Source organism: Arthrobacter sp. B2I5, assembly GCF_030816735.1.
Classification (GTDB): domain Bacteria; phylum Actinomycetota; class Actinomycetes; order Actinomycetales; family Micrococcaceae; genus Arthrobacter.
Genome location: NZ_JAUSYF010000001.1, coordinates 521,399 through 545,891, shown reverse-complemented (window position 1 = coordinate 545,891; position 24,493 = coordinate 521,399). Strand labels below are relative to the sequence as shown.

Genomic DNA, 24,493 nt, shown 5'->3' with positions numbered 1-24,493 from the left:
CCGTTCGTCGTATGGAAATTCATGGTTGCAGCGTGTCCCGGAAACGGAAGCCCAGTCCGGGCTGGTCCGCCAGGGCCACCCTGCTGTTGGTGAAGCGCACCGGCGACGGCCCGGCCAGGATCCCCAATTGTTCGAAGGAAGCCTCTTCGACGTCCTCCACCATGGTGGGTTCGGCCAGGGTCAGGGCCAGCTGCCCGGACAGTTCCGGCAGCAGGTGCGGCATGACCTTGATGCTGTTGGTCCTCGCCAGCTCAACAATCCGCCGGAACGGGGTAATCCCGCCCACGCGGATGATGTTGGGCTGGATGATGTCCACCGCCTCCGCCTCAATGAAATCGCGGAACCGGTAGATGGTGTGCAGGTTTTCGCCAAGGGCGATGGGTACGGGCGAATGCTTCCGGAGCCGGCGGTAGGCCCAGAGATCGTCCGCGCGGATGGGTTCCTCCAGCCATTCCAGCCCGAATTCGGCCAGGACATCCAGGGCCCGGAAAGTGGTGGGCAGGTCCCACCGCTGGTTGGCGTCGATCATGAGCCTGCGGTCCGCGCCCAGGACGGAGCGGACGGCGGCTACGCGTTCGCGGTCCTCGCGGATGTCCGGTTTTCCCACCTTGATCTTCACGGCCTGGTGGCCGGCGGCAACCCAGCGTTCGGTCTGCGCCACCAGCTCTTCCAGCGTGTAGTGCAGGTTCACCCCGGAGCCATAGACCTCTGCCGATTCCTGCCGCTGGCCGAGCAGGCCGGTGACCGACGTGCCGGCCCGGCGGGCCTGCAGATCCCACAGTGCCAGGTCCACGCCGGCCATGGCGATGGTGGTGAGGCCTCCGCCGCCGGCCTCGTGCAGCCGCTTCCAGAGCACATCCCACACCGCCTCGGGGGCGGCGGGCAGCCCCGAAACGAAAGGTGCGATGTCGTAGTCAAGCAGCGCCTTGACGGCCTGGGGACCGATGGTGGGCGTCCAGGAGAAACCAAAGCCCGTGCCGCCGTCGTCCGTGTGGACCTCCGTGGCAATCACGTGGTTCTCCGGCGCCTCGGCGCCCCAGCTGCGGCGCAGCGGAACCGTGAGGAGCCGTGCTGACAGGCCGGTGATGCGCGGAACAGTGCGGACGGCTTCCGCCGCCGGTGCGCTCATCAGCGCCCGGCCAGCTCGTAGCCCTTGGCCAGAATGGCTTTGAGCTCCACGAGCTGTTCCTCCGTAGGATCGACCAGCGGCGGCCGGACCGGGCCCACCGGCAGTCCACCCAGCCTCAGGCCGGCCTTGATCAGGGAAACGCCGAAGCCGGGGGTCTGATCGCGCAGGCGTACCAGGGGTGCGTAGAAGCCCTCGAGGAGGGCGTTGCGGCGGTCCTCGTCCCCTGCAGCGTAGGCGTCGTAGTAGGCCTTGGCGATCTCGGGGGCCATGGCGAACGCCGCCGAGGAGTAGAGCGGGATGCCCAGGCCGCGGTAGGCGCCCTGCGTCAGTTCGGCAGTGAGCAGGCCGTTGAAGAAGGCGAAGTCCTTCCGGCCCGTGGCCTTGACGGCGGACACGATTTCCTGGGCGAGTCCCACGTCGCCCAGGCCGTCCTTGAAACCGATGACCTTGGGGTTGGCGGCCAGCTTGGCCATTGACGCGGCAGTGAACCTGGCATTCCCGCGGTGGTACACGATGACCGGCAGGCTGCTGGCGCCGGCCACGGCCTCGATGTAGGCCACCAGTCCGTCGGTGGGACCGGTCACCAGGTACGGCGGCAGCACCAGGAGCGCGTCGGCGCCGGCTTCCTCAGCAGCCCGGGCGGCGGCAAGGGCGTGGCCCAGGGGTCCGCCGGCGCCGGCCACCACGGGGACCTGTCCGGCAACAACCTCGACGGCGGCCCGCACCACGGTGCCGACCTCCTCGATGCTGAGGGCGTGGAATTCGCCGGTGCCGCACGCGGGGAAGACACCGCCGGGCCCGAAGGGCAACCGGGAGCTGATGTGTTCCTTGAGCAGTTCCACGTCAACAGCGCCTTCGGCTGTAAACGGGGTGACGGGGAAGAAGAGTACGCCGTCGAATTTCATGATGTCTCCTTGCCTCCGCCGGCGGTAACCAGCGCGGAGGCCTCGTCGTTGAGGGTTGGATAAGACTTGAGTTCGCTCCGCCACGTGCGCTTGGGCTGCCATCCCAGCAGTTCCCGGGCTTTAGCGATGGAGAAAGCGGGGCTGGTTCCGGTGAGGCCGGCGCTGAGCGCTTCGCTTCCCGGCAGGAATTTGGGCATCAGCTCCGCCAGCGGGGCGGTGGCCAGGGCGTCGGGTGCCCCCACGAAGAAGGTTTCCCCGTTGGGAATGTCTTCCATCTTCTGCAGCAGCAGGTCCAGGAAGTCCGCCACGTCCCGGGCGTCCACATAGTTGAAGAGCGCCGGTGCTGAGAGGGCGGGGTCGGCCAGTCGTTCGGCAAGGGTGTGTCCCTGCTGGGTGGGAGCGCCTTCCCATTCCTCCGGCGAGATGACGAAGCACGGACGGAACGCCGCGTACCGGATCTTCTCCCCCTGCGCCGCGGCAAACATCTGCATGGTCTGTTCGGCGATGAGCTTGGACAGCGCGTAGGCGTGCCAGGGCTTGGGCGGGGTGCGCTCATCGAGCGGGAACGACGGCGGCAGCCACCCCGCCGGGCAGCCGTAGCCCAGGACCGTGGGGCTGCTGGCGGTGACGATTTTGCCGATTCCCAGTTCCGTTGCGGCGCTGATCACGGCGAAGGCGAGCCGGGTGTTGGTGCCGAAAATGACGTCCTCCGGCGCGCTGAACGGTACCGCGATCGCCGCAAGGTGGATGACGGCGTCGGGCTTTGCCGCCCGAAGGAGGCGCAGCGCCTCACCCGGCGCCAGGAGGTCCGCGGATTCCTGGACGACGCCGGCCGGCAGGAGTTCGGCGGGCACCGCGTCACGGTCCACCGAGACTACGTCGTGGCCCGCCTGTGCCAGCCCCGCCACCACGCTGCGGCCGAGGCGGCCGGAGCCGCCGGTAATGAATATCCTGCTCATGGTTGTTCCTCTACTTGCCGCGGCGAAGGTCGACGCCGAGGTCCAGGTCCTCGACCCGGACGGGCAGGGACGTTTCCAGGGAGCGGTTGCCGGCAATGCCCACGGACACCGAACGCAGCCCGTCCAGGTAGCCGGAGGGACGGCCCAGCGGGTCCTCGCCCGGTCCGTTGAAGAGATCCGACAGCAGCAGTTCGTCACCGCCGCCATGGCCGCCCTCGCCGTTGACGATCGGCACCTCGTACGCGGCCTCCCAGTGGCGCTGGACCACCAGGCGCTCGCCGTTGCGGCGGACGGCGTCCTCTTCCTCAACAGGGGTTGCGGACGGGTCCACGACGGTCTTTTGGTCCGTGCTGTGCAGGACGGCGGCGCGTTCCACCACCTCAAGCTCGGCGCGACCTTCGGTTCCGTTGACCACCACCCGGTAGCCTTCCCACGGGCTGTGGGCATTCAGCGAGTAGCTCAGGCGCGGGCCGCCCTGGTACTCCACCACCAGGGCCAGGTTGTCCTCGATGGTGATGCCGGCGGTGAACACATCCTGGTCGCGGCGGTAGCCGTCGTAGTGTTCGTTGTCCAGGAACAGGGCCTTGAGGCGCTCGTCCTCCCTCAGGTCAAGCGCGAAGGGGTCCTTGGCGCCGGCGGGGGCATCGGCGTCGGGCGTTCCCCGTTCCGGGCGGGGGCCAAGCCCGCGCTCGGCGGCGTTCTTGTCGCCGTAGAACTTCAGGCCACCGGACGCGAAGATCCGCTCCGGGACCTCGTCGATCCACCAGTTGACCAGGTCGAAGTGGTGCGACGCCTTGTGGATGAGCAGCCCGCCGGAGTTCTTCTTCTCCCGGTGCCAGCGGCGGAAGTAGTCCGCACCGTGGACGGTGTCCAGCACCCAGCTGAAGTCCACGGAGGTGACCTTGCCGATCACGCCGCTCTGGATGATTTCCTTGAGCGCGCTGTTGCGGGGCGAGTAGCGGTAGTTGAACGTGACCACCACGTTCCGGCCGGTCTCCTGGACGGCCTGGGTGATCCGGCGGCAGCCTTCGGCGTCGATGGTGAGGGGCTTTTCGACGACGACATCCGCGCCCGCGAAAAGGCCCTCCACGATGTAGTCGGCATGGGTGTAGTCCGGTGTGGTGACGATGATGCGGTCGATGTTGTTGGCCTGGATGAACGCCGTCAGGTCCGCGGGCTCAAATGATGCCACCGGTCCCGGCGCACCGAGTTCCTGGATGAGCTTCTGGTAAAACTCAACGCGTCCGCGGTTCACGTCGGAGAACGCCACGAGCTCGGCAGTATCGGCGTGCTTGCCGAAGATGGCGCGGATGTACATCTCGGACCGGCCGCCGGTACCGATCAGGGCGATCCGTGCCTTCCCGCCATTGGGGCTGGTGACCTGCGAAATGGTGTCCGGGGAAGCAGCTGCGGCCGACGTCGTCTCGGCTGTGTTGACCATGGGGTCCCTTTCAAAACTCATTGCCGGCCGTGGGAACGGCGGCTGTGTGATCGGCGGCGGCACTGGTAGCACCGGATGGGGAAACGTCTGAGAAAGCGTTTTCTCAGCTATCTATAGAAGTTGTATCAACCCGTCGGTCGATCCGTCAACCATTTTCCAGCTCGGAGGAAAGCGTTTTCTGAGGCTCCTCCCCGGCTATTCGCCATCGGCGCGGGAAAACAGGTGGGAAAAGCGTAGAAATCGCTTTCCTGCTCCCGTATATGCTGTCTTTCAAAGCATCTGCCATCCCCGCCCGGCTGCCGGAACACCAAGGGTTCGGTGGCGGCGCGGACGGATGGCGCAAAAGAAGGGTTCCCCATGGCCAGGAAATCGGCAAGCGGCCGGATCGGCATCGCGGATGTCGCCGTGAAGGCGGGAGTTTCCCATGCCACCGTTTCACGCGTCATGAACGGAAACTTCACCGTGGACCCGGACATTGCCGCCCGGGTCCGGGCAGCCGCAGTCGAGCTGAAGTACCAGCCCAATCCCGTGGGCCGCAGCCTGGCCCTGGGCAAAACGGACACCATCGGCATTGTGGTGCCGGACCTGGCCAACCCCACCTTCCAGGCGATCCTCCGGGGCCTGAGCAGGGCGGCAGCCCAGGACGGTTACCGCGTGCTCATCGCGGACTCATTCGAAGTGTCAAGCGAAGAGTCCATCTTGGCGGGGGAGGCGCGGCGGCGGTGTGACGGGCTGGTCCTCTGCGCCCCGCGCATGTCTGACGCGGAACTGGAGGAGATTGCACCCTCCCTGCACCCGGTGGTGCTGATCAACCGCACCACTGCCGCCCCGAATGTGCCCAGCCTGGTGGTGGACTACGGCCAGGGCGTCCAGGACATCGCGGGGCACCTGGTGGAACTGGGCCACACCCGCCTGGCTTTCCTTGCGGGACCGCACGGCAGCGCCTCCAATGAGATGCGACTCAAGGGCCTGGAAACGTTCAAGGCCGCCCACCCTGAGGTGGAGGTGACCATGCTGGAGGGCGGCTCCGACTTCGACACCGGGCACGAAGCCGTGGATGCCGTCCTGCACAGCGGGGCCACAGGCATCCTGGCCTTTAATGACCTGGTGGCGATGGGCCTCATGAGTGGCCTGCATGAGCGCGGCATGGATGTGCCCGGGGACATTTCCGTGACCGGCTTCGATGACATCCCATTCGCCAGGTACACGACGCCGGCCCTCACCACGGCCGCGGTCCCCATCACCGAACTGGGCGAGCAGGCCTGGCATCAGCTACGGGCGCTGATCCGGAAGGAAGGCCACGAAACGCCCGGCAGCCGCTACCAGCCGCGGCTGGAAGTCCGGGCCAGCACAGGGCCGGCCAAGGCGCCGCGCAGCACTGTGCACGGCTGATTCTCATCCCGCTGTATCAGAACCCAGCCCGGCCTCTTTGTAGAACCCCTCGATGTGGGCGGCCACCAGATCTGCGGCCCGGCCGCCGTCGCCGTTCCTGACGGCAGCCAGGATGGCGTGGTGCTCACTGCGCAAGCGCGAGGCCGTGGTTTCCCAGTCCGGCAGATTGGCCGTCAGTTCGGCCGCGTATCCCTGGATGGCTTCCCGGAGCGACCCCATCATGGCGCTGACCACCGTATTGCCGGCGGCGTTGGCCAGTGCCAGGTGGAACCGGACGTCAAGGGCCAGGAAATCCCCAACTGACAGGCATTCGGGGGCATCCATGGCTTCCAGGAGGGCAGCCGCGTCATTGAGTTCGGGCGCGTCCTGGGGTGCTTTCGCCGCAGCCCACGATTCCAGCAGGACCCGCGTTTCCACAATGTCCGCCACAGGCAGGTGCTGGGTGGCCACGTGCAGCCGAAGGGCAGAGCCCAGCGCGGACGTGGGGTCCGAAATCACTACCGTCCCGGAGTCGGGTCCGGACCCCACGCCGGCGCGGACCACTCCCATTGCCTCGAGAATCCGGATGGCCTCCCGGACGGAGGTGCGGGAAACCTTGAGTTGTTCAGCAAGCGTGCGCTCGGCGGGAAGCCGGCCGCCCACGGCCAACCCGCCGGCGGAGAGTTGGTCCTCGATCCAGGTCAGGACCAGCTGATGGGTGCGCATAGGCCCAATGGTAGTTGATGTGGTTGGACCACATCACCTAGAGTGTGGTTGGACCATAGGAGGAGCCATGACCCACACCATCCAGCCCAACAATCCGGAGGCTACCCCGGCGCCGGACGCCACGGACATCCCCGCAGCGCCGGCACCCGCCGGGGCTCCGTCGTCGTCCGCCCTGCCTGCCGCACTGAAGCGGCGCATTCCCAAATACTCTGACCTTGCGCCGCTGATGCAGTTCAAGAAGCCGGAGTTCAGCAGGGAGGCCCGGCTGAAGCGGGCCAGCACCATCTGGGAGTTGCGCGACATCGCCAAGCGCCGTACTCCGCAGGCACCGTTTGACTACACCGACGGCGCTGCAGAAGAGGAAATCACCCTCCGCCGCGCCCGCCAGGCCTTCCTGGACATCGAGTTCCGCCCGGGCATCCTGCGCAACGTCTCCAGCATCGACCTCAGCACGGAGATCCTGGGCAAGCCGTCACGGCTTCCCGTTGGCATTGCCCCCACCGGGTTCACCCGGATGATGCAGTCAGAGGGCGAGTACGCGGGGTCGCAGGCAGCCGAGGCAGCCGGGATCCCCTACACCCTGTCCACCATGGGCACCGCTTCCATCGAGGACGTTGCCGCAGCGGCACCGAACGGCCGCAACTGGTTCCAGCTGTACCTGTGGACGGACCGGGACCGCTCGCTGGAACTGATCGAGCGGGCAGCCAAGGCCGGCAACGACACCCTCATGGTCACCGTTGACACCGCCGTGGCCGGCGCCCGCCTCCGCGACGTCCGCAACGGCATGACCATCCCGCCCGCGCTGACCCTCAAGACGGTCCTGGACGCCTCCTACCGGCCGGCCTGGTGGTTCAACTTCCTCACGCACGAGCCGCTCACCTTTGCGTCGCTGTCCCGCTACACGGGCACTGTGGCGGACCTCATCAACTCCATGTTCGATCCCACCCTCACCTTCGAAGACCTGGACTGGCTGCGCGAAACCTGGAAAGGCAAGCTGGTGGTCAAGGGCATCCAGACCGTGGAGGATGCCCGCCGCGTGGTTGACCATGGGGCCGACGGTGTGGTGCTGTCCAACCACGGCGGCCGCCAGCTGGACCGGGCGCCCATCCCCTTCCACCTACTTCCCGAGGTCCGGCAGGCCTTTACTGCAGACAACAGCAACGCCGCCGTCATGCTGGACACCGGGATCATGAGCGGCGCGGACATCGTGGCGGCGCTGGCCCTCGGCGCCGATTTCACGCTGATCGGCCGCGCCTACCTGTACGGGCTGATGGCCGGCGGACGGGCCGGAGTGGACCGCACCCTCCAGATCCTGGAGAAGGACATGGCGCGGACCATGGCACTGCTGGGCGTCAGCAAGGTCTCAGACCTGACCCCGGACCACGTGCGCCTGCTGGCGAAGTAAGCCCTACTTCTTCCGGCCGAACTTCGGCAGGTTGGGGAGGTTGGCCAGCAGGTCCGCCGCCTTCGTGGCGGCACGGCCCACCGTGCGGCCAATCTGCTGCGGAACGCTGTCGTCACTCAACGGGGCGGCTGTGCCGCCGGGAATCACGACGGCGGGGCTCAGCTCGGCGCCCTCCCGCACCAGGACGGGCGCCGGGGCTTCCTCCCTGGCCGTCCGCGGCGCAGCAGGCCTTTCCGCGGCGGACGGGCCGGCCGCGTGGGGCAGGGAGGGGGCTGCGGCAGCGACGCCTTCCTTCAGGTGGGCGGCGACTGCAGGGTCGGGAACCGCCTGATCCGGGACTGCCAGATCATGGCCGGCCGGTGAGGCGGCGGCTTTGGCGCCAGGGCCGACGTCGAACGTCCCCAGCCAGCTGGCGATGCCCTCCAACGGCCCGCGGTTCAAGGCGTAGTAACGCTTCTGGCCCTGCGCGCGCATGCTGACCAGCTGTGCCTCACGGAGGACTTTCAGGTGCTTGGAAATGGTGGGCTGGCTCGCCGCCAGTTCCTCCACCAACTCCCCCACGGCCTTGTCTCCTGCCCTAAGGGCCACCAGGATGTCCCGCCGGGTGGATTCCGCTATGACGGCAAATACGTCGTCTGTCACCATGCCTCCCACCCTAGCGACATATGCCTCGAAAGGCATCAACTATTTCGGCCGCCCGGACAGCTAGTCGAACCAGGGGTCCAGCCCGTGCAGCGGGAACACCGACTTGCGGGTTGCCACGACGCTGCGGTCCACGGCGTCGTTGGGGTCGAAGCCCACTTCCCAGGACCGCCACCACAGCTCCACATCGTCCCCCATCAGGGCCGGAGCGTCCCTTCCAAACTTCTCTGTTACGTACTGCCGCCAGACCCCCGGCACGGGCGTTCGCAGCGGTACAGGCCGTCCGGCAGCGATGGCCACCAGATGCGTCCAGGCCCGCGGCACCACGTCCAGCACGTTGTAGCCCCCGCCGCCGGTGGCGATCCACCGTCCGCCACAGTAGCGTTCGGCCAGATGCCCGACGGCGTTCGCCGCCTCGCGCTGTCCGTCCACACTGAGATTGAGGTGCGTCAGCGGATCGTTCCGGTGTGAATCGCAGCCATGCTGGCTCACGATGACCTCGGGCTCGAAGGCTCCCACCAGTTGCGGCACCACGGCGTAGAAGGCACGCAGCCACCCGGCGTCCCCGGTACCTGCGGGCAGGGCGACATTCACCGCGGTGCCTTCCGCTGCAGGGCCGCCGATCTCGTTGGCGAACCCGGTCCCCGGAAAAAGGGTCAGCCCCGTTTCGTGCAGCGAGAGCGTGAGGACCCGGGGATCGTCCCAGAAGATGTTCTGGGTGCCGTCCCCGTGATGGGCGTCGACGTCGATATAGGCCACCTTGCGCAGGCCGCCGTCGAGCAGCTTCTGCACCGCAACGGCGGCGTCGTTGTAGATGCAGAATCCGCTGGCGCGGTCCCTGGCCGCGTGGTGCATGCCGCCGCCGAAATTGACGGCGTGAACGGCCGATCCCTCCAGGACCCGGCTGGCGGCCAGCAGGGATCCCCCGGCCAGGCGCGCCGCGGCCTCATGCATGCCGGCAAACGCGGGGTCGTCCTCAGTACCCAGCCCCCGGGACTCGTCCGGCTGGGAGGGGTCGGCACTGACCCGGCGCACCGCCGCAACGTAATCTGCCGAGTGAACGGACTGCAGTTCAGCGTCAGAGGCCACATCCGGTGCCGCGACATCAACATGGTCCAGGTCGAAGAGCCCCAGGCTGCGGGCCAGGCGGGCCGTCAGGTCCATCCGTTCCGGCGCCATGGGATGGCCCGGACCAAAGTTGTAGGCTGTCATGTCAGGACTCCACGCCACCATCGTTGGCGGCGCGGGCTGGCTGAGGCCGGGCAGGTATGTCATCAATCACAGGCTACCCGAGCCCGCGCTGCCGCCCACCGGCCATGACGCGGGCTTTAGTGGTTTACTACTGGGGGAAGCCGTTTCAACCGAGGAAAAGCCACACATGACGCAGAGCCAGTCGAGGCCCCGGACACCGGCCGCCTGGCACCCCCCGGCGCAGGAGCGGGAGGGCCTCTGGGTCCTGACGCGGCTGCGCGACTTCATCGACGACATCGCCAACACCACCCCCGCCCGGCTGGCGCTGACGGCGTTCGCCGCCGTCTGCACGGTGTTTACATTTCTGTTGTCCCTGCCGGTCTCTTCCGCTGACGGAACCCCCACGCCCATCCACCAGGCGCTCTTCACGGCGGTCTCAGCGGTGTGCGTTACGGGACTCACGGTGGTGTCGACGGCGGTCCACTGGTCCTTCTTTGGCCAACTGGTGATCCTGGTGGGCATCTTCATCGGTGGCCTGGGCACCCTGACCCTGGCGTCGTTGCTGGCATTGATGGTGAGCAAGCGGCTGGGCGTCCGGGGCAAGATCATCGCGGCGGAGTCCATGAACAACGCCGGCCGCCTGGGCGAGGTCGGCACTCTGCTGCGGATCGTCATCACCACGTCCGTGGTCATCGAGGGTGTCCTTGCCCTCGCACTGATCCCCCGGTTCCTGACGCTGGGTGAACCGTTCTGGCAGTCGGTCTGGCACGGTGTCTTCTACGGCATCTCGTCCTTCAACAACGCCGGTTTTACGCCCCACTCGGACGGCATCGTCCCCTATGAGACGGACCTTTGGATCCTCATCCCCCTCATGGTGGGAGTCTTCATGGGCAGCCTGGGGTTCCCCGTGGTGATGGTCCTGCAGCAGAACGGCCTGAACTGGAAGAAGTGGAACCTCCACACCAAGCTCACCATCCAGGTTTCCCTGATCCTCCTGGTGGCGGGCGCCTTCCTCTGGGCGCTGATGGAGTGGGACAACGCCCGGACCATCGGCTCCATGAGCGTGGGCGACAAGATCACGCACGCGCTTTTCGCGTCCGTGATGACCCGCTCAGGCGGGTTCAACCTGGTGGACCAGAACCTGATGGATTCCACCACCATGCTGCTGACCGACGCCCTGATGTTTGCCGGCGGCGGTTCCGCGTCCACGGCCGGCGGCATCAAGGTGACCACCATCGCCGTGATGTTCCTGGCCATCATCGCCGAAGCCCGCGGCGACGCCGACGTCAAGGTCTATGGCAGGACCATCCCGCAGGGCAGCATGCGGGTGGCCATCTCCGTGATCGTCGCCGGCGCCACCTTGGTGTCCGTGTCGGCTTTCCTGCTGCTGCATATCAGCGGCCAGTCCCTTGACCGCGTATTGTTCGAAACCATCTCCGCGTTTGCAACGGTGGGACTCAGCACCAACCTGAGCGCCGAGGTGCCGCCGGCCGGCGTCTACGTCCTCACGCTGCTGATGTTCGCGGGCCGCGTGGGTACCGTTACCCTCGCCGCTGCCCTGGCCCTGCGCCAGCGCAGCCAGTTGTACCACTACCCCGAAGAGAGGCCGATCATTGGCTAGTTCCACAGACGCCGCCCGGCGCCCCGCCCACAACGCTCCGGTACTGGTCATCGGGCTGGGCCGGTTCGGATCATCCACGGCCGAGCAGCTGGTGAAGCAGGGCCGGGAAGTCCTGGCCATCGAACGGGACCGGAACCTGGTGCAGAAATGGGCGCCCCTCCTGACCCACGTGGTGGAGGCCGACGCCACCAACATCGATGCGCTCCGCCAGCTCGGCGCCCAGGAGTTCAGCTCCGCCGTGGTGGGTGTGGGCACCTCCATCGAATCCTCGGTGCTGATCACCGTCAACCTGGTGGATCTCGGCATCGAGCACCTGTGGGTCAAGGCCATCACCCCGTCGCACGGCAAGATCCTGACCCGGATCGGCGCCAACCACGTGATCTACCCGGAGGCCGACGCCGGGGTCCGCGCCGCGCACCTGGTGTCCGGGCGCATGCTGGACTTCATCGAGTTCGACGACGACTTTGCCATCGTGAAGATGTACCCGCCGCGCGAAACGGTGGGATTCACCCTGGACGAGTCAAAGGTCCGGTCCAAGTACGGCGTGACCATCGTGGGCGTGAAGTCCCCCGGCGAGGACTTCACCTACGCCCGCCCCGAGACCAAGGTGTCCTCCCGCGACATGCTGATCGTCTCCGGCCACGTGGACCTGCTGGAACGGTTCGCGGCGCGCCCTTAACCCAGCTGTTTAGTGATCTCCGCTGCCCGGTTGGCTGCGGCGCGGGCCCCGGCGGCGATGATGGCAGGGATGCCCTGCTCGTCGAATGTGGCAATGGCGCGTTCGGTGGTTCCGTTGGGACTGGTCACGGCCCGGCGGAGCGCAGTGGGGTCTGCTCCCGGCTCGGCAAGCATGAGGCCGGCACCGGCCACCGTTTCGCGGGCCAGCAGCAGGGACAGCTCCCGGTCCAGGCCCAGTTCCTCCCCGGCAGATGCCATGGCCTCGGCCAGGTAGAACGCGTAGGCCGGGCCCGACCCGCTGATCGCGGAGAGCGCATCCACCTGCTCCTCAGGGACCTCCACAACGGTCCCGGCCCCCTTCAGGATCCCCTTGACCTTCTGGAGCTGCTCGGGGGTGCAGTGGGTCCCGGGCGAGACGGACACAACGCCGCGCCCCAGTTTTGCCGGCGTGTTGGGCATGGTCCTGATCACCGGCTGCCCGGCAGGCAGGGCAGCCTCCAGCTGGGCGATGGACACGGCAGCGGCCACACTGACCACCACGGTCTCGGGCGACAGGGCGGGGCTGATTTCCCGGGCCAGGTCCGTGATGCCCACGGGCTTTACGCCAAGGATGACGACGGCGGATCCCTTGGTGGCCTGCCTGTTGTTGTCAGGCTCTTCCTCACCGGCGATCGCAGTGATCCCGTGGTACCGCTCGGCCAGTTCCGAGGCGCGGCCGGCCCGGCGGACCGTGGCCACCACATCCGCCGGTTCCGTTCCGGCCTCCAGCAGGCCGCCAAGGATGGCCTCGTTCATGGATCCACAGCCAAGGAATGCGATTCGGTTGCTCATGCCTCCATCATTGCAGTTCGCACGCATTCACAGGCAACTCCCATGTTGGGCGCAGGCAGCACACAACTTGGGGTCCTAAAGTAGTTATTACCTCATTGAGGGTGCGAGTGATGCGGCAGGCATGGGGATGCCTGCCAGGGCACCGGCGGCGCGGCAACAGGTTTTCCCCCATTTTCCTGTTGCCCGCCCCGGTGCTTCCGCTTTTAACGGACCAGGCGCTGCGGGTCGTCTAAACCGCGGCTTCCACAGAGCGGGAAGCGGCCACGTGCGGTGCGGGCTCCAGCGGACCGGAAAATACCAGCTGGTCCAGGCGGCGGAGAATCAGGCCCTCACGCAGTGCCCACGGGCAGATGCGGAGCTTCTTGAACTTGAACATCTCAAGGGCGGCCTCGGCCACCAGCGCGCCGGCCAGCAGCTGATGGGCCCGTGCCTCCGAGACGCCGGGAAGGTGCAGCCGGTCCTCCGAGCTCATGGCCGAGATCCGCTGGGTCCAGATGCCCAGGTCCGAGGCGTGCAGTTCCCGTTTGACGTACGGTCCCTCCGCGCTGGGTGCGGCACCGGCGATCCGGGCCAGGGAGCGGAAGGTCTTGGAGGTGCCGGCCACCACATTGGCCCGGCCCAGGCCGTCGAATTCGCGCACGGCAGGCTTGAGCGTGGCCCTGATGTAGCGCCGCAGTTCCTTCACGCTCTTGGCGGACGGAGGATCCTCGGCGAGCCAGTCCCTGGTGAGGCGGCTGGCGCCAAGCGGCACGGAGGTGGCCACTTCGGGAAGCTCGTCCTGGCCAAAAGCCATTTCAAAAGAACCGCCGCCGATGTCCAGGTTCAGGATGGGCCCGGCGCCCCAGCCGTGCCAACGCCGCACCGCGAAGAACGTCATGGAGGCTTCTTCGCTGCCGGTGAGCTCCTGGAGGGTGACCGTGGTTTCGTGCTTGACCCGGGCCAGCACTGCGGGGCCGTTGGTGGCCTCGCGGATGGCTGACGTACAGAAAGCCAGCAGGTCCTCGGCCTTGTGCCGGGCAGCGAATTCCCACGCTTCCAGCACGAACTCGGTCAGCTCGTGCTGGCCCTCGTCGCTGATGCTGCCGTCCGGCTCAAGGTACTGGACCAAGGACAGCGGCCGCTTGTGGGACGCGAAAGGGACCGGCTGCGCGCCGGGATGGGCATCCACCAGGAGCAGGTGGACAGTATTGGAACCAATATCGAGGACGCCTAGACGCATGGGGACATTATTGCTCGTCGGCGCGCTTGAAGTCGCGCCGGATGTTGGCAACGCCTTCGGGATTGATCTCGAAGCCATAGGCGGCGCCGGGGTTGATCACCATGCCAAGTTCATCACCAAGGTTGGCGATGATGGCTGCGCCCTGCGTGCCCAGCACATTGGGTGCAGCTTCCAGGTACTGCTGGTCCACCCTGCTGGGGTGCGAGAAAACGGCGAGGACGGGGTCGCCGTCGGCGTTGGCAAGAACCAGGGGCTCCACCTGGGAGTCCATGCCCTCCACCATGTCCGAGCTGATGATGTAGACCTCGCTGTTCAGGAACGACAGGATGACGTCCACAGGGTTCGCGTCAGGCTGTCCGCCGGTGGCGAGCTTCTCTTCGAGGTCGTTGAGCGGCTGGAGGTCCGTGTGCGCAGGCTGTTCAGTCATACGACTACCCGATCACGATCCGGTGGCCGGCGCAAACGCGCCGGCCAGGGCGCTATTTCTTGGCTGTTGCCTTCTTCTTGGCCGGCGCCTTGCGGGTGGCGGTCCGCTTGACGGGGCCCTTGGCGCGTTTCTCGGCCAGCAACTCCACGGCCTGCTCCCGCGTGAGCTCCTCCAGGGAGGTGGCGCGGGGAACCGTGATGTTGGTGATGCCGTCCGTGATGTAGGGCCCGAAGCGGCCTTCCTTCACCACGATGTTCTTCTCGGACACGGGGTCCGGGCCGAACTCGGCCAGCGGCGGCACGGCCGCACGGGCGCCGCGCTGCTTGGGCTGGGAGTAGATCTCCAGCGCCTGCTCCAGGGTGATGGTGAAGATCTCCTCTTCGGAGCCGATGGACCGGGAGTCCGTCCCCTTCTTCAGGTACGGGCCGAACCGGCCGTTCTGCACGGTTATGAGGTTGCCTTCGGCGTCCTCCCCCAGGGCGCGGGGCAGGCTCATGAGCTGCAGTGCCTCGTCCAGGGTGACAGACTCAACGGTCATGGACTTGAAGAGCGACCCGGTGCGCGGCTTGGCCTTGACCGGCTTCTTGGGCGGCTTGGGCTTGCCGTTCTTGTAATACTCCACCGGCTGCTTGGCCAGTTCTTCCTCGGTCATCTCGGGGATGATCTCGGTGACGTAGGCGCCGTACCGGCCGTTCTTGGCCACGACGGTGTGCCCTGTGTGCGGGTCGGTGCCGAGGACGCGTTCCTCGGGCGCCGCCGTCTCCATGAGTTCGATGGCCTTGGCTGCCGTCAGTTCGTCCGGAGCCAGGTCCTCGGGCACGTTGGCGCGGGCCGATTCGACGATCTCGCCGGTCTTCGGGTCCACCACTGCGGCCGAGCTTTCCAGGTACGGGCCGAACTTTCCCACCCGAAGCGTGATGTCGTCCGTGATGGGGATCGAGTTGATTTCCCGGGCGTCGATCTCGCCGAGGTTGTTGACGATGCTCAGCAGGCCGGGATCAGAGTCCTCGCCGAAGTAGAAGTGCCGCAGCCAGGAGGCGCCGGCTTCCTGGCCGTTGGCGATCTTGTCCAGGTCGCCTTCCATATCGGCGGTGAACTCGTAGTCCACGTAGTCGGAGAAGTGCTGCTCCAGGAGCCGGATGACCGAGAAGGCGATCCAGCTGGGCACCAGCGCGGAACCCTGCTTCCGGACGTAGCCGCGGTCCTGGATGGTGGAAATGGTGGAGGCGTACGTGGAGGGCCGGCCAATGCCCTTCTTCTCCAGTTCCGCGGTCAGCGACGCTTCCGTGTAGCGCGGCGGCGGCGAGGTTTCGTGGCCCACGGCCTGGATGTCCGCGGCGGTGAGGGAATCGCCCTTGGCCACGTTGGGCAGGCGGCGCGCTTCGTCGGAGTCGTCATCGCCGCGCGTCTCGTCCTTGCCTTCCTCGTAGGCTGCGAGGAAGCCGGGGAACGTGATCACGGTACCGGACGCGGAGAACTCGGCGTCCCGCCCGTCGGACGCCACGGCACCCAGGCGGATGGTCGCCGTCGAACCCTTGGCATCGCCCATCTGGGACGCGACGGTGCGCTTCCAGATCAGCTCGTAGAGGCGGAACTCGTCCCCGGACAGCTGCTTGGCCACCTGGGCAGGCGTGCGGAAGGAATCACCGGCGGGGCGGATGGCCTCGTGCGCTTCCTGCGCGTTGGCGGCCTTGTTCGAGTACACGCGCGGTGACTGCGGAACGTATTCGGGGCCGTACAGCTCGGAGGCCTGCCGCCGGGCAGCGGTGATGGCTTCGTCGCTCAGCGCGGAGGAGTCCGTACGCATATAGGTGATGTAGCCGTTTTCATACAGCCGCTGGGCGATCTGCATGGTGCTCTTGGAGGAGAAGCGCAGCTTGCGGCCCGCCTCCTGCTGCAGCGTGGAGGTGGTGAACGGCGCCGCGGGACGACGGGTGTACGGCTTGGTGTCCACCGACCGGACCGTGAACGAAGCATCCTGCAGCCCGGCCGCCAGGGACGTTGCCAGGTCCTCGTTGAGGTGGGCCACGTTCCGCGACGTGAGTTCGCCGTTGTCATTGAAGTCACGGCCGGTGGCCACCTTGGCGCCGTCAACGGCGGCAAGCTTGGCCTTGAAGGAGCCGGAATCGGCGCCGAACTGGCCGGTCAGGTCCCAGTAGGAGGCCGCCTTGAAGGCCATGCGCTCACGTTCGCGGTCCACCACCATGCGGGTCACCACGGACTGCACGCGGCCGGCGGACAAGCCCCGGGCCACCTTGCGCCACAGCACGGGCGAGATTTCGTAACCGTAGAGGCGGTCCAGGACGCGGCGGGTTTCCTGGGCGTCCACCAGGTCCTGGTCCACGTCGCGCAGGTTGCCCATGGCGCGCTGGATGGCTTCCTTGGTGATTTCGCCGAACGTCATCCGGTAGACCGGGACCTTGGGCTTGAGCACTTCCAGCAGGTGCCACGCGATGGCTTCGCCCTCGCGGTCCCCATCGGTTGCGAGATAAAGTTCGTCGGCGTCCTTGAGCGCGGCCTTGAGCTCAGTCACCTTTTTCTTCTTGTCCGGGGACACCACATAGTACGGCTTGAAGTCATGATCAATGTCGACGGCGAACTTGCCCACCGAGGTCTTCTTCAGCTCGGCAGGGAGTTCGGACGGCTGCGGCAGGTCGCGGATGTGACCGATGGAGGCCTCAACGATGAAGCCCTCGCCGAGGTACTTGGCGATGGTCTTGCTCTTGGCGGGAGACTCCACAATCACGAGTTTCTTGCCGGTTTTGGCCTTGCTTGGCACGGTGCTCCTACAGAAAAAGGTTGCTGGGGCAGATGAGCCCATGTCCGCCTAGTTCACCATATTTTGGGGAATCGTGCGCATTCCTGTGGAAAAGACGGGGCTCCGTTGGGGGCACCAAGGGGCGTGGCGCGCCGCCGGGCCGGCCCCTTAAACCTCAGCCGGAACCGCTGCCGGAATGAGGAAGCCGTCGCGGACCAGGTTGGCCACGTCGGCGAGCAGCGCACCCTGGAAGGACCCGGCGTCTCCACCCAGGAGGGCCTCCAAAGCGGCGGCGATCTGCCCGGCGGTCAGGTCGCCGTCGCACGCCGACACAAAGCCTGCCAGTTCGGTGCTCATCAGATTGGTCCGGCGCAGCCCGGCGCCCTGCCGGAGCAGGATCACCCCGGGGTGTTCGGCGCCGGGGCGCTGGTGGCGCTCCTCGGTGACGTCGTCCGCCGCGAGCAGGTGCGTGCCGGCAAGGTCGTGCCCGGCCAGCCAGTCGCTGCGTTCGACGGCGGCGCCCAGGTGGGGTCCGATGGGTTGCTCGATGGGGTAGGTGATTTCCTCGAAACGGCTGATGGCGGCCCCGGCGCCGGCAGCGGGACGCCGCAGCCACACCATGCCGAATCCGATTCCCGCCACATTCCGGGAGGCGAAGTCTTCAAGGTAGGCGGCGTAGGCATCGCGGTAGTGCTGCCGGTCCCGGGACTCCGACGCGTCCTGCAGCCAGGTTTCGGCGTATTGTTCGGGGCTGACCTGCTCGCGCTGGATAAACCAGGCGTCGGTCCCCGGCCGTACCCATGACTGTGGCCGCTCGTCCCAGCTGGCACCGGCGGGAACTTCCCAGTTCCCCAGCATCTGGGCCCACCCGCCGGGTGCCAGGATGCCGGGCAGGTCCGCCACCAGGGCTGAAACGATCCCGTCGCCCGGCAGGCCGCCGTCGCGGTAGGTGAACTGGTCCGCGGCATCCTCCCCCGCACTGCGCGGGGTGATGACGAACGGCGGGTTGGAGACCACCAGCCCGAATTCCTCACCGGCCACGGGCTCCAGGAGCGAACCCAGGCGTAGGCTCACCCGGTCTTCGAGGCGGTCGGGGTCGACGGACAGCGCCTCTGCGTTAAGCAGGATGTTGAACCGGGCGTAGGCCAGGGCGCGCGCGGAAATGTCGGTGGCGGTCACATGCTGGCAGTGGTGCAGGAGGTGGAAGGCCTGGATGCCGCAGCCGGTTCCCAGGTCCAGGGCGCGCTCGGTGTGGCGGCGGACGGTGGTCTGCACCAGGGTGGTGGATGCCTGCCCGATGCCCAGGACGTGGTCGTGCCGCAGCACGCCTGCCTGCTGGTGTGCCGCGAGGTCGCTGGCCACCCAGAGCTCGGCGCCGCCGGTGCCGTCGTCATTCCTGTCCCAGCCGTACGGCCGCAGGTCCGCCTTGGCGGTGAGCAGGCCGGAGCCGGGTACGGGCTGCACCAGCCCGAGCTCAAGGAGGCCTTCAACGCCGGTGTCCGGCAGCGCGGCGTCGAGCGTTTCCCGTTCCTGGGGCTCGGCGAGCAGCCAGAGGCGGACGACGGCGGCAAGCGGGGCCACCCCGTTGTCCTCCTTCACTGCCCGCTCGGCAGCGAGCAGCGCGGGAATGATCTGGTCCCGGTTCAGTGCCGCGGAGGCCGTGGGGCCCAGCAGCCCGGCCACGCCTTCCAGCGTGTACTCGAGGCGGCGCAGGTCTGCGGCGAGCGCCGCCAGCAGGCCGGGAAGGTCGCTGCGGGGAGCATCGGGGGTGTTGCCGGCGGTGAACTCGTAAGGGGATCTAGGCACCGCTCAAGTTTAGTCCGGCGTGCCTGCGGGGTACGGTGGAGCATGCCTTCCCGCCTTGCCTTCCTTTCGCGCGCCCGCACGGCAGCTGCTGCGGTCCGCCGTCCGTTGCCGGGGACACTGCTGCCGGGGACGGTGCTTGCCGCGTTCCTCGGCCTGGCCGTGGCGGGGTGCTCGCCCGTGTCTTCGGTGGAGAACGCAGATGTGCCGAAGTGGCGGGCCACCGCCCTGCCATCGTCGCCGGCCGCTGTTGTGCTTCAGGACTCGGGCAAGATCCTCAACCGGGACCGTATCGTGCAGGAGGCCGCAAACGTTCCTGCCGGCAGCTACACGCTCACGGCTGTCTGTGACGGAGCAGGTAAGGCCTTCTTCGCGGTGTCGCTGGACGGCAGGCCCGTGGCCGAATCCGGGGCCGCGTGCAACGGCCGGCAGGAGACCAGCAAGATCAGCCTTCCCTCCGCCGGACGGGTCGAAATCAGCAGCTCCAGCGTGGACGCTCCGCTGCTCTACGCCTACCGGCTGGTGCGCACGCAATAACGCCCGTTCCGGCTATGGCCCGCCGCCCGCTGCGGGCATAAAGTCTGACTATGCCCAGTGTGCGGAGATTCTCCGCGCCCCTTTCCCAAGGGACAGCACGGGTGCCGCCGGCACCGAAGCCCCCGGCCGCCGTCGTCCTTGCGCTGGTGCTTGCGGCAGGTGCGCTGGCGGGCTGCGAATATACGTACGACGACGCCCGGGCCGGCACCGTGCAGGGCACCGCCACCATTGCCCCGGCCCCGGCCTTCACCCGGGACCCTCTGCAGCAGGACCCGGTCAGCGACGCGGAACTGGGCGACTGGGTGTCGCGGGCGCTTCCGGACAGCACCGGGCCCGTGGTCCAGGCCGATGCCGGGCTGCTTGCTGCCGCGGAGGTGCGGATCATCTCGTCACCGGTCCTGGAGACCGGAACGTACATCCTGGCCATCGCCTGCAGGAGCCAGCGCCGGGTGACCTTCACGGTGCGCACCGAGACCCTCACCCTGGTGGACCTGGGCCTGCGCTGCGGCATCAACCGTGAAAACGTCATCTACGTGTCCACGGACAGCGTCCTGACGGTCAGGGTGGAAGCCAGGACCGCGGCGAACTACGCGTTCCGGGTGTACCGGCTGGGATGATGCCCGCGTGGACCCGGCAGGCTTACGGTGGGCCGGGGGCTCAGGCTGCGGTGCAGCCTTCCGGGCAGCGCAGCGTCTCGGGGCTGGCCGCGCATTCTTCGCAGTACAGGGTGAGGGTGCGGCAGCTGGGATTGGAGCAGTTCTCGAACTTGCTGGTGGGCGCGGAGCAACGGGCGCACTCGCCAATGGTCTTGGCGTCCTCGCTGAACTCCAGGTGCATGCGCTTGTCGAAGACATAGAGCGAGCCTTCCCAAAGGCCCTGGTCCTTGAAGGCTTCCCCGTACCGGACGATGCCCCCGTCCAGCTGGTACACCTCTTTAAAGCCGCGGTTCACCATCAGCCTGGAGAGGACCTCGCAGCGGATGCCCCCGGTGCAGTAGGTCACCACCGGCTTGTCTTTCAGGGAGTCGTATTTTCCCGAGTCGAGTTCCTTGATGAAGTCGTGGGTGGTGGCGACGTCCGGGACCACAGCGTCCTTGAAGCGGCCTATCTGCGCTTCAAACGCGTTGCGGCCGTCGAAGAAGACCACATCCTCCCCGTCCTTCTTCCTGGCGTCCACGAGCTGGTGCAGTTCTTCGGGCTTCAGGTGTTTGCCGCCGCCCACCACGCCGTTGGCATCAACCTTGAGTTCTCCCGGTGCGCCGAAGGAGACGATCTCGTCCCGCACCTTCACGCTGAGCCGCGGGAAATCCTCCGCGCCGCCGTCGGACCATTTGACGTCGACTCCCCGGAACCCGGGGTACTCGCGGGTGGTCTTGACATACTGCTTAACGGCACCGATTTCCCCGCCGACCGTGGCGTTGATTCCGTCCTTGGAGATGATGATGCGCCCGGTGAGGCCCAGCTTCTCGCAGAGGGCGCGCTGCCAGAGCCGGACGGCGTCCGGATCAGCGATGGGGGTGAAGCCGTAAAAGAGCACAATTTTGTTCAAAGCCACGCATTTAAGGGTACCGGCTGCCCTGGCGGCCTGGTCCTGCTCCACAACGGCGGGAGGACAGGCCTCATTACGATTGCATAAGCACTTCCCTACCCCCTGTTGCTGGCGATCGGGCTGGAATAGTCTCTTGCCATGAGTCCGGAAACCCTGGTTGAAGACATCACTGGCCTGCTCGAGGTGTGGGTTGCGGGCTGGGCCGGGTGTCGCGGCTACCAGACCACCACCGAGGGCCGCTTCCCTGCCGCGCTCCGGTCTGATACCAGTGGTGAATGGGAAGTCTTCGCGTCAGAACCAACTGAGGACGAGTTCGCCGCGCTGGCTGCCAGGACGGCAGCATCCCCCGCCAAGGTACTGACCGTCCTCACCAACGATCCCTCCCGGTATGCTGCGCTGGCAGCCCGGCATGGGCTCAATGTCACCTCCGACTCCCAGACGATGATGATCGTGGACATGGAGACCCAGGACACTGAGGACCCCTGGCTTTCCGACGACGATCTGAGGCTGTCCACTTCCGAACAGAATGGCGTCCACTACGCCGAGGTCCGGTCCGGAGACGCCGTGGCGGCAAGCGGCCGGGTGTTCGTGGTGGGTGACACCGCGGTGTTCGACAAGATCATTACGGAGCCGGCCTTCCAGCGCAGGGGCCTGGGCAGCCTCATCATGCGCGCCCTGGCGGCCCAGGCTTCCGGGCACGATGTCCGCAGCGGCCTCCTTCTGGCGTCCAGGGACGGGCAAAAGCTCTATTCGCACCTTGGCTGGACCACCGTTGCGCGGGTCCTGATGCTCTCGGCGTCTCATGACGGATCGGATCTCTCGCTGAGCTAAGCCGCCCCGGCGGAAGTACGCCCCGTGCTGTTTTCCCGTTGGCGAACCGCGTGCCCGGCCCGCAGCACCGGATGAAAGAATGGTGGGGTGAATCCCCATGACTCCCTGATTCCTTTGCTGGGCCGCGGCCCGGAACCGGAACAGCTCCGTCATGTCCGGACCATACCGGCGCGGGAGGCAATCCACGCGCCGTGGCCCGATTGGGTGCACCCGGACATTGCCGAGGCGTACGGGTCGCTGGGCATCCGCGAGCCGTACCGGCACCAGGTGGACGCGGCCAATGCGGCGCACTCCGGGGCGCATGTGGTGGTGGCCACCGGAACCGCGTCCGGGAAGTCGCTGGCGTACCAGTTGCCGGCGCTTGACGCGATCCACCGCTCCGAACTGCGGGTGCTCGCAGACCCGGGAAAGATCCACGACGACGGCGCCGTCACCCTGTACCTGTCCCCCACCAAGGCGCTGGCCGCCGACCAGCTGAACGCCATCCGTGCCCTGAAGCTGCCCACGGTCCGGGCGGAAACCTATGACGGCGATACCGATCCGGCCGCCCGCCGCTGGATCCGGGACCACGCCAATTTCATCCTGGCCAACCCGGACATGCTGCACTTCGGCATCCTCCCCAACCACGCCTGGTGGGCCGGGTTCTTCCGCCGGCTGCGCTACGTCATAGTGGACGAGGCGCACAGCTACCGGGGTGTATTCGGGTCCCACGTGGCCAACCTGATGCGGCGGCTCCGCCGGATCTGTGCGTACTACGGGGCGGGAACCTCTTTCCCGGAACCAGTATTCATTGCGGCATCCGCCACGGCCTCCGAGCCCGATGTCTCCTTCGCACGCCTCATTGGTGCCCCGGTGAAGGCCGTATCCCAGGACTGCTCACCCCACGGGGCCACCACTGTGGCGTTTTGGGAACCGGCGCTGACCGAGGTCCGGGGCGAGAACGGGGCCAAACAGCGCCGGACGGCAGTGGCCGAGACCTCGGACCTGCTGGCCAACCTGGTGTCCGCCCGGATCCGTACCATCGCCTTCATCAAGTCCCGCCGGGGTGCCGAAACCATTTCAGCCATCACCAAGCGGCTCCTTGACGAGGTGGACCCCAGCCTGCCGCAGCGGGTGGCCGCCTACCGCTCGGGATACCTGCCGGAGGAACGCCGGGCAGTGGAGAAATCCCTGCGTTCAGGCCAGCTGCTGGGCGTCTCCAGCACATCCGCCCTGGAGCTGGGAATCGACATCTCCGGCCTCGATGCAGTCCTGGTGGCAGGCTGGCCCGGCACCAGGGCCTCGCTCTTCCAGCAGATTGGCCGGGCGGGCAGGGCAGGCCAGGACGCCATCGCCGCGTTTGTGGCCAGCGACGATCCGCTGGACACCTTCCTGGTGAACCACCCCGAGGCCATTTTCGACGTCTCGGTGGAGGCCACGGTCTTTGACCCGGCCAACCCCTACGTGCTCGGACCACACCTCTGTGCCGCGGCGGCGGAACTCCCCCTGGGACCGGCGGAGCTGGACCTTTTCGGGGGAACCGCCGAGATGCTCCTGGACCGGCTGGTGGCGCAGGGCTACCTGCGGCGGCGGCCTGCGGGCTGGTTCTGGACCCACTCCCAGAGCGCTGCGGCCATGGTCAACCTCCGGGCTGACGGCGGAGGCCCGGTCAGCATCGTCGACGCCGAGACCGGCTCCCTGCTGGGCACAATGGACTCGCCCCAGACCCATTACCAGGCACATACAGGCGCGGTGTACGTCCACCAGGGTGACACGTATGTGGTGGAGGACCTGAACGAGGACGACCACTGCGTCATGGTGCGGCGGGCAAACCCCGACTACTACACCACGGCAAGGGACGTGACCCAGATCGAGGTCCTGGACACCGTGCGGACCATGCAGTGGGGTGATGTGACCGTCCACTTCGGTGACGTGAAGGTCACCACGCAGGTTGTTTCCTTCCAGCGGAAGGCCTTGATTTCCAATGAGGTATTGGGCGAGGAGCCGCTTGAGCTGGGTGCCCGCGAACTTTTCACCAAGGCAGTGTGGTTCGTGGTGGACAACCGTTCTCTCACGGGGGCCGGCCTCATCGAAGCCCAGTTCCCCGGTGCACTGCACGCCGCGGAGCACGCCGCGATCGGGCTCCTGCCCCTCGTTGCCTCCAGCGACCGCTGGGACATCGGCGGGGTCTCCACGGCGCTGCACGCGGACACCGGGGTGCCCACCATCTTTGTGTATGACGGGCACCCCGGCGGGGCCGGCTTTGCCGAACGGGGTTTCGACAAGGCCATGGTGTGGCTGGCAGCAACCAGGGACGCCATCAAGGCCTGCGAGTGCGACTCCGGTTGCCCGTCCTGCGTGCAGTCCCCCAAGTGCGGAAACAAGAACAACCCGCTGGACAAGGCTGCCGCGGTGACCCTGCTGGACGTCCTGCTCAAGGACGCCTCCGAGACCACCCTTTTGGATGTGGAGGCCAGGAGCTGACTCCGCTC

The 24,493-nt window shown here is 67.0% G+C and carries 21 protein-coding genes; 8 read left to right on the top strand and 13 right to left on the bottom strand.

The window, feature by feature from the left end:
* Positions 1-19 precede the first annotated feature (19 nt).
* The 4 genes from QFZ60_RS02570 to QFZ60_RS02555 are packed head-to-tail and all read right to left on the bottom strand — an operon-like array spanning position 20 to position 4,434.
* A complete protein-coding gene (locus QFZ60_RS02570; protein WP_307087865.1) occupies positions 20-1,129 on the bottom strand; it encodes a mandelate racemase/muconate lactonizing enzyme family protein in 1,110 nt (369 codons plus the stop codon).
* Positions 1,129-2,034: a 5-dehydro-4-deoxyglucarate dehydratase gene (locus QFZ60_RS02565; RefSeq protein WP_307087863.1), complete on the bottom strand. Its 906-nt coding sequence runs from the start codon at positions 2,032-2,034 to the stop codon at positions 1,129-1,131. Before QFZ60_RS02565 ends, QFZ60_RS02570 begins: the two co-directional genes overlap by 1 nt.
* Positions 2,031-2,993 carry an NAD(P)-dependent oxidoreductase gene (locus QFZ60_RS02560; protein WP_307087861.1) on the bottom strand — a complete coding sequence of 321 codons (963 nt, stop codon included), beginning with the start codon at positions 2,991-2,993 and terminating at the stop codon, positions 2,031-2,033. The genes QFZ60_RS02565 and QFZ60_RS02560 overlap by 4 nt, the downstream gene beginning before the upstream one ends.
* 10 nt (positions 2,994-3,003) lie before the next feature.
* Positions 3,004-4,434: a Gfo/Idh/MocA family protein gene (locus QFZ60_RS02555; RefSeq protein WP_307087859.1), complete on the bottom strand. Its 1,431-nt coding sequence runs from the start codon at positions 4,432-4,434 to the stop codon at positions 3,004-3,006.
* A gap of 357 nt (positions 4,435-4,791) precedes the next feature.
* Here QFZ60_RS02555 and QFZ60_RS02550 point away from each other — a divergent pair, with 357 nt between their 5' ends.
* Positions 4,792-5,826, top strand: coding sequence for a LacI family DNA-binding transcriptional regulator (locus QFZ60_RS02550; protein WP_307087857.1), 1,035 nt, complete (start codon positions 4,792-4,794; stop codon positions 5,824-5,826).
* Positions 5,827-5,829: 3 nt separating this feature from the next.
* Here the strand turns inward: QFZ60_RS02550 and QFZ60_RS02545 are convergent, their stop codons facing one another.
* Positions 5,830-6,531, bottom strand: coding sequence for a FadR/GntR family transcriptional regulator (locus QFZ60_RS02545; protein WP_307087855.1), 702 nt, complete (start codon positions 6,529-6,531; stop codon positions 5,830-5,832).
* Between the two features lie 67 nt (positions 6,532-6,598).
* Between QFZ60_RS02545 and QFZ60_RS02540 the strand changes: the two genes are divergently transcribed.
* Positions 6,599-7,936, top strand: coding sequence for an alpha-hydroxy acid oxidase (locus tag QFZ60_RS02540; protein ID WP_307087853.1), 1,338 nt, complete (start codon positions 6,599-6,601; stop codon positions 7,934-7,936).
* A 3-nt stretch (positions 7,937-7,939) separates the two neighbouring features.
* Here QFZ60_RS02540 and QFZ60_RS02535 read toward each other — a convergent pair whose 3' ends face one another.
* Together QFZ60_RS02535 and QFZ60_RS02530 are read right to left on the bottom strand one after the other, a co-directional pair.
* The gene (locus QFZ60_RS02535) at positions 7,940-8,581 is read right to left on the bottom strand and encodes a helix-turn-helix transcriptional regulator (protein WP_307087851.1); all 642 of its coding nucleotides are present in this window, start codon (positions 8,579-8,581) and stop codon (positions 7,940-7,942) included.
* Positions 8,582-8,641: 60 nt separating this feature from the next.
* On the bottom strand, positions 8,642-9,853 hold the full coding sequence (locus QFZ60_RS02530) for an acetoin utilization protein AcuC (protein WP_307087850.1): 1,212 nt from the start codon (positions 9,851-9,853) through the stop codon (positions 8,642-8,644).
* A 103-nt stretch (positions 9,854-9,956) separates the two neighbouring features.
* Here QFZ60_RS02530 and QFZ60_RS02525 point away from each other — a divergent pair, with 103 nt between their 5' ends.
* Together QFZ60_RS02525 and QFZ60_RS02520 are read left to right on the top strand one after the other, a co-directional pair.
* Positions 9,957-11,390 (top strand): TrkH family potassium uptake protein, encoded by a 1,434-nt coding sequence (locus QFZ60_RS02525; RefSeq protein WP_307087848.1) that lies wholly within the window; start codon positions 9,957-9,959, stop codon positions 11,388-11,390.
* A complete protein-coding gene (locus QFZ60_RS02520) occupies positions 11,383-12,069 on the top strand; it encodes a TrkA family potassium uptake protein (protein ID WP_056328631.1) in 687 nt (228 codons plus the stop codon). The genes QFZ60_RS02525 and QFZ60_RS02520 overlap by 8 nt, the downstream gene beginning before the upstream one ends.
* Here QFZ60_RS02520 and proC read toward each other — a convergent pair.
* From proC to QFZ60_RS02495, 5 genes are all read right to left on the bottom strand, one after another.
* Positions 12,066-12,899, bottom strand: coding sequence for a pyrroline-5-carboxylate reductase (gene proC / locus QFZ60_RS02515; protein ID WP_307087845.1), 834 nt, complete (start codon positions 12,897-12,899; stop codon positions 12,066-12,068). The two genes, QFZ60_RS02520 and proC, sit on opposite strands and share 4 nt — an antisense overlap.
* Before the next feature lie 229 nt (positions 12,900-13,128).
* Positions 13,129-14,118 carry a Ppx/GppA phosphatase family protein gene (locus QFZ60_RS02510; protein WP_142029000.1) on the bottom strand — a complete coding sequence of 330 codons (990 nt, stop codon included), beginning with the start codon at positions 14,116-14,118 and terminating at the stop codon, positions 13,129-13,131.
* 7 nt (positions 14,119-14,125) lie between these two features.
* Positions 14,126-14,545 (bottom strand): SseB family protein, encoded by a 420-nt coding sequence (locus QFZ60_RS02505; RefSeq protein WP_307087843.1) that lies wholly within the window; start codon positions 14,543-14,545, stop codon positions 14,126-14,128.
* Between the two features lie 52 nt (positions 14,546-14,597).
* Positions 14,598-17,324, bottom strand: a complete 2,727-nt coding sequence (gene topA / locus QFZ60_RS02500) for a type I DNA topoisomerase (protein WP_307087841.1) — start codon at positions 17,322-17,324, stop codon at positions 14,598-14,600.
* A 147-nt stretch (positions 17,325-17,471) separates the two neighbouring features.
* Entirely contained in the window at positions 17,472-19,109 is a 1,638-nt protein-coding gene (locus QFZ60_RS02495) for a class I SAM-dependent methyltransferase (RefSeq protein ID WP_307087840.1), read from the bottom strand.
* A gap of 42 nt (positions 19,110-19,151) precedes the next feature.
* Here QFZ60_RS02495 and QFZ60_RS02490 point away from each other — a divergent pair, with 42 nt between their 5' ends.
* Both QFZ60_RS02490 and QFZ60_RS02485 read left to right on the top strand, forming a co-directional pair.
* The gene (locus QFZ60_RS02490) at positions 19,152-19,643 is read left to right on the top strand and encodes a hypothetical protein (RefSeq protein ID WP_307087838.1); all 492 of its coding nucleotides are present in this window, start codon (positions 19,152-19,154) and stop codon (positions 19,641-19,643) included.
* A 101-nt stretch (positions 19,644-19,744) separates the two neighbouring features.
* Positions 19,745-20,260: a hypothetical protein gene (locus tag QFZ60_RS02485; RefSeq protein ID WP_307087836.1), complete on the top strand. Its 516-nt coding sequence runs from the start codon at positions 19,745-19,747 to the stop codon at positions 20,258-20,260.
* Positions 20,261-20,300: 40 nt separating this feature from the next.
* Here QFZ60_RS02485 and QFZ60_RS02480 read toward each other — a convergent pair whose 3' ends face one another.
* A complete protein-coding gene (locus tag QFZ60_RS02480; RefSeq protein ID WP_307087834.1) occupies positions 20,301-21,197 on the bottom strand; it encodes a rhodanese-related sulfurtransferase in 897 nt (298 codons plus the stop codon).
* Positions 21,198-21,329: 132 nt separating this feature from the next.
* Between QFZ60_RS02480 and QFZ60_RS02475 the strand changes: the two genes are divergently transcribed.
* Both QFZ60_RS02475 and QFZ60_RS02470 read left to right on the top strand, forming a co-directional pair.
* Positions 21,330-22,022: a GNAT family N-acetyltransferase gene (locus tag QFZ60_RS02475; RefSeq protein WP_307087832.1), complete on the top strand. Its 693-nt coding sequence runs from the start codon at positions 21,330-21,332 to the stop codon at positions 22,020-22,022.
* A gap of 87 nt (positions 22,023-22,109) precedes the next feature.
* The gene (locus QFZ60_RS02470) at positions 22,110-24,485 is read left to right on the top strand and encodes a DEAD/DEAH box helicase (RefSeq protein ID WP_307087830.1); all 2,376 of its coding nucleotides are present in this window, start codon (positions 22,110-22,112) and stop codon (positions 24,483-24,485) included.
* Positions 24,486-24,493 lie beyond the last annotated feature (8 nt).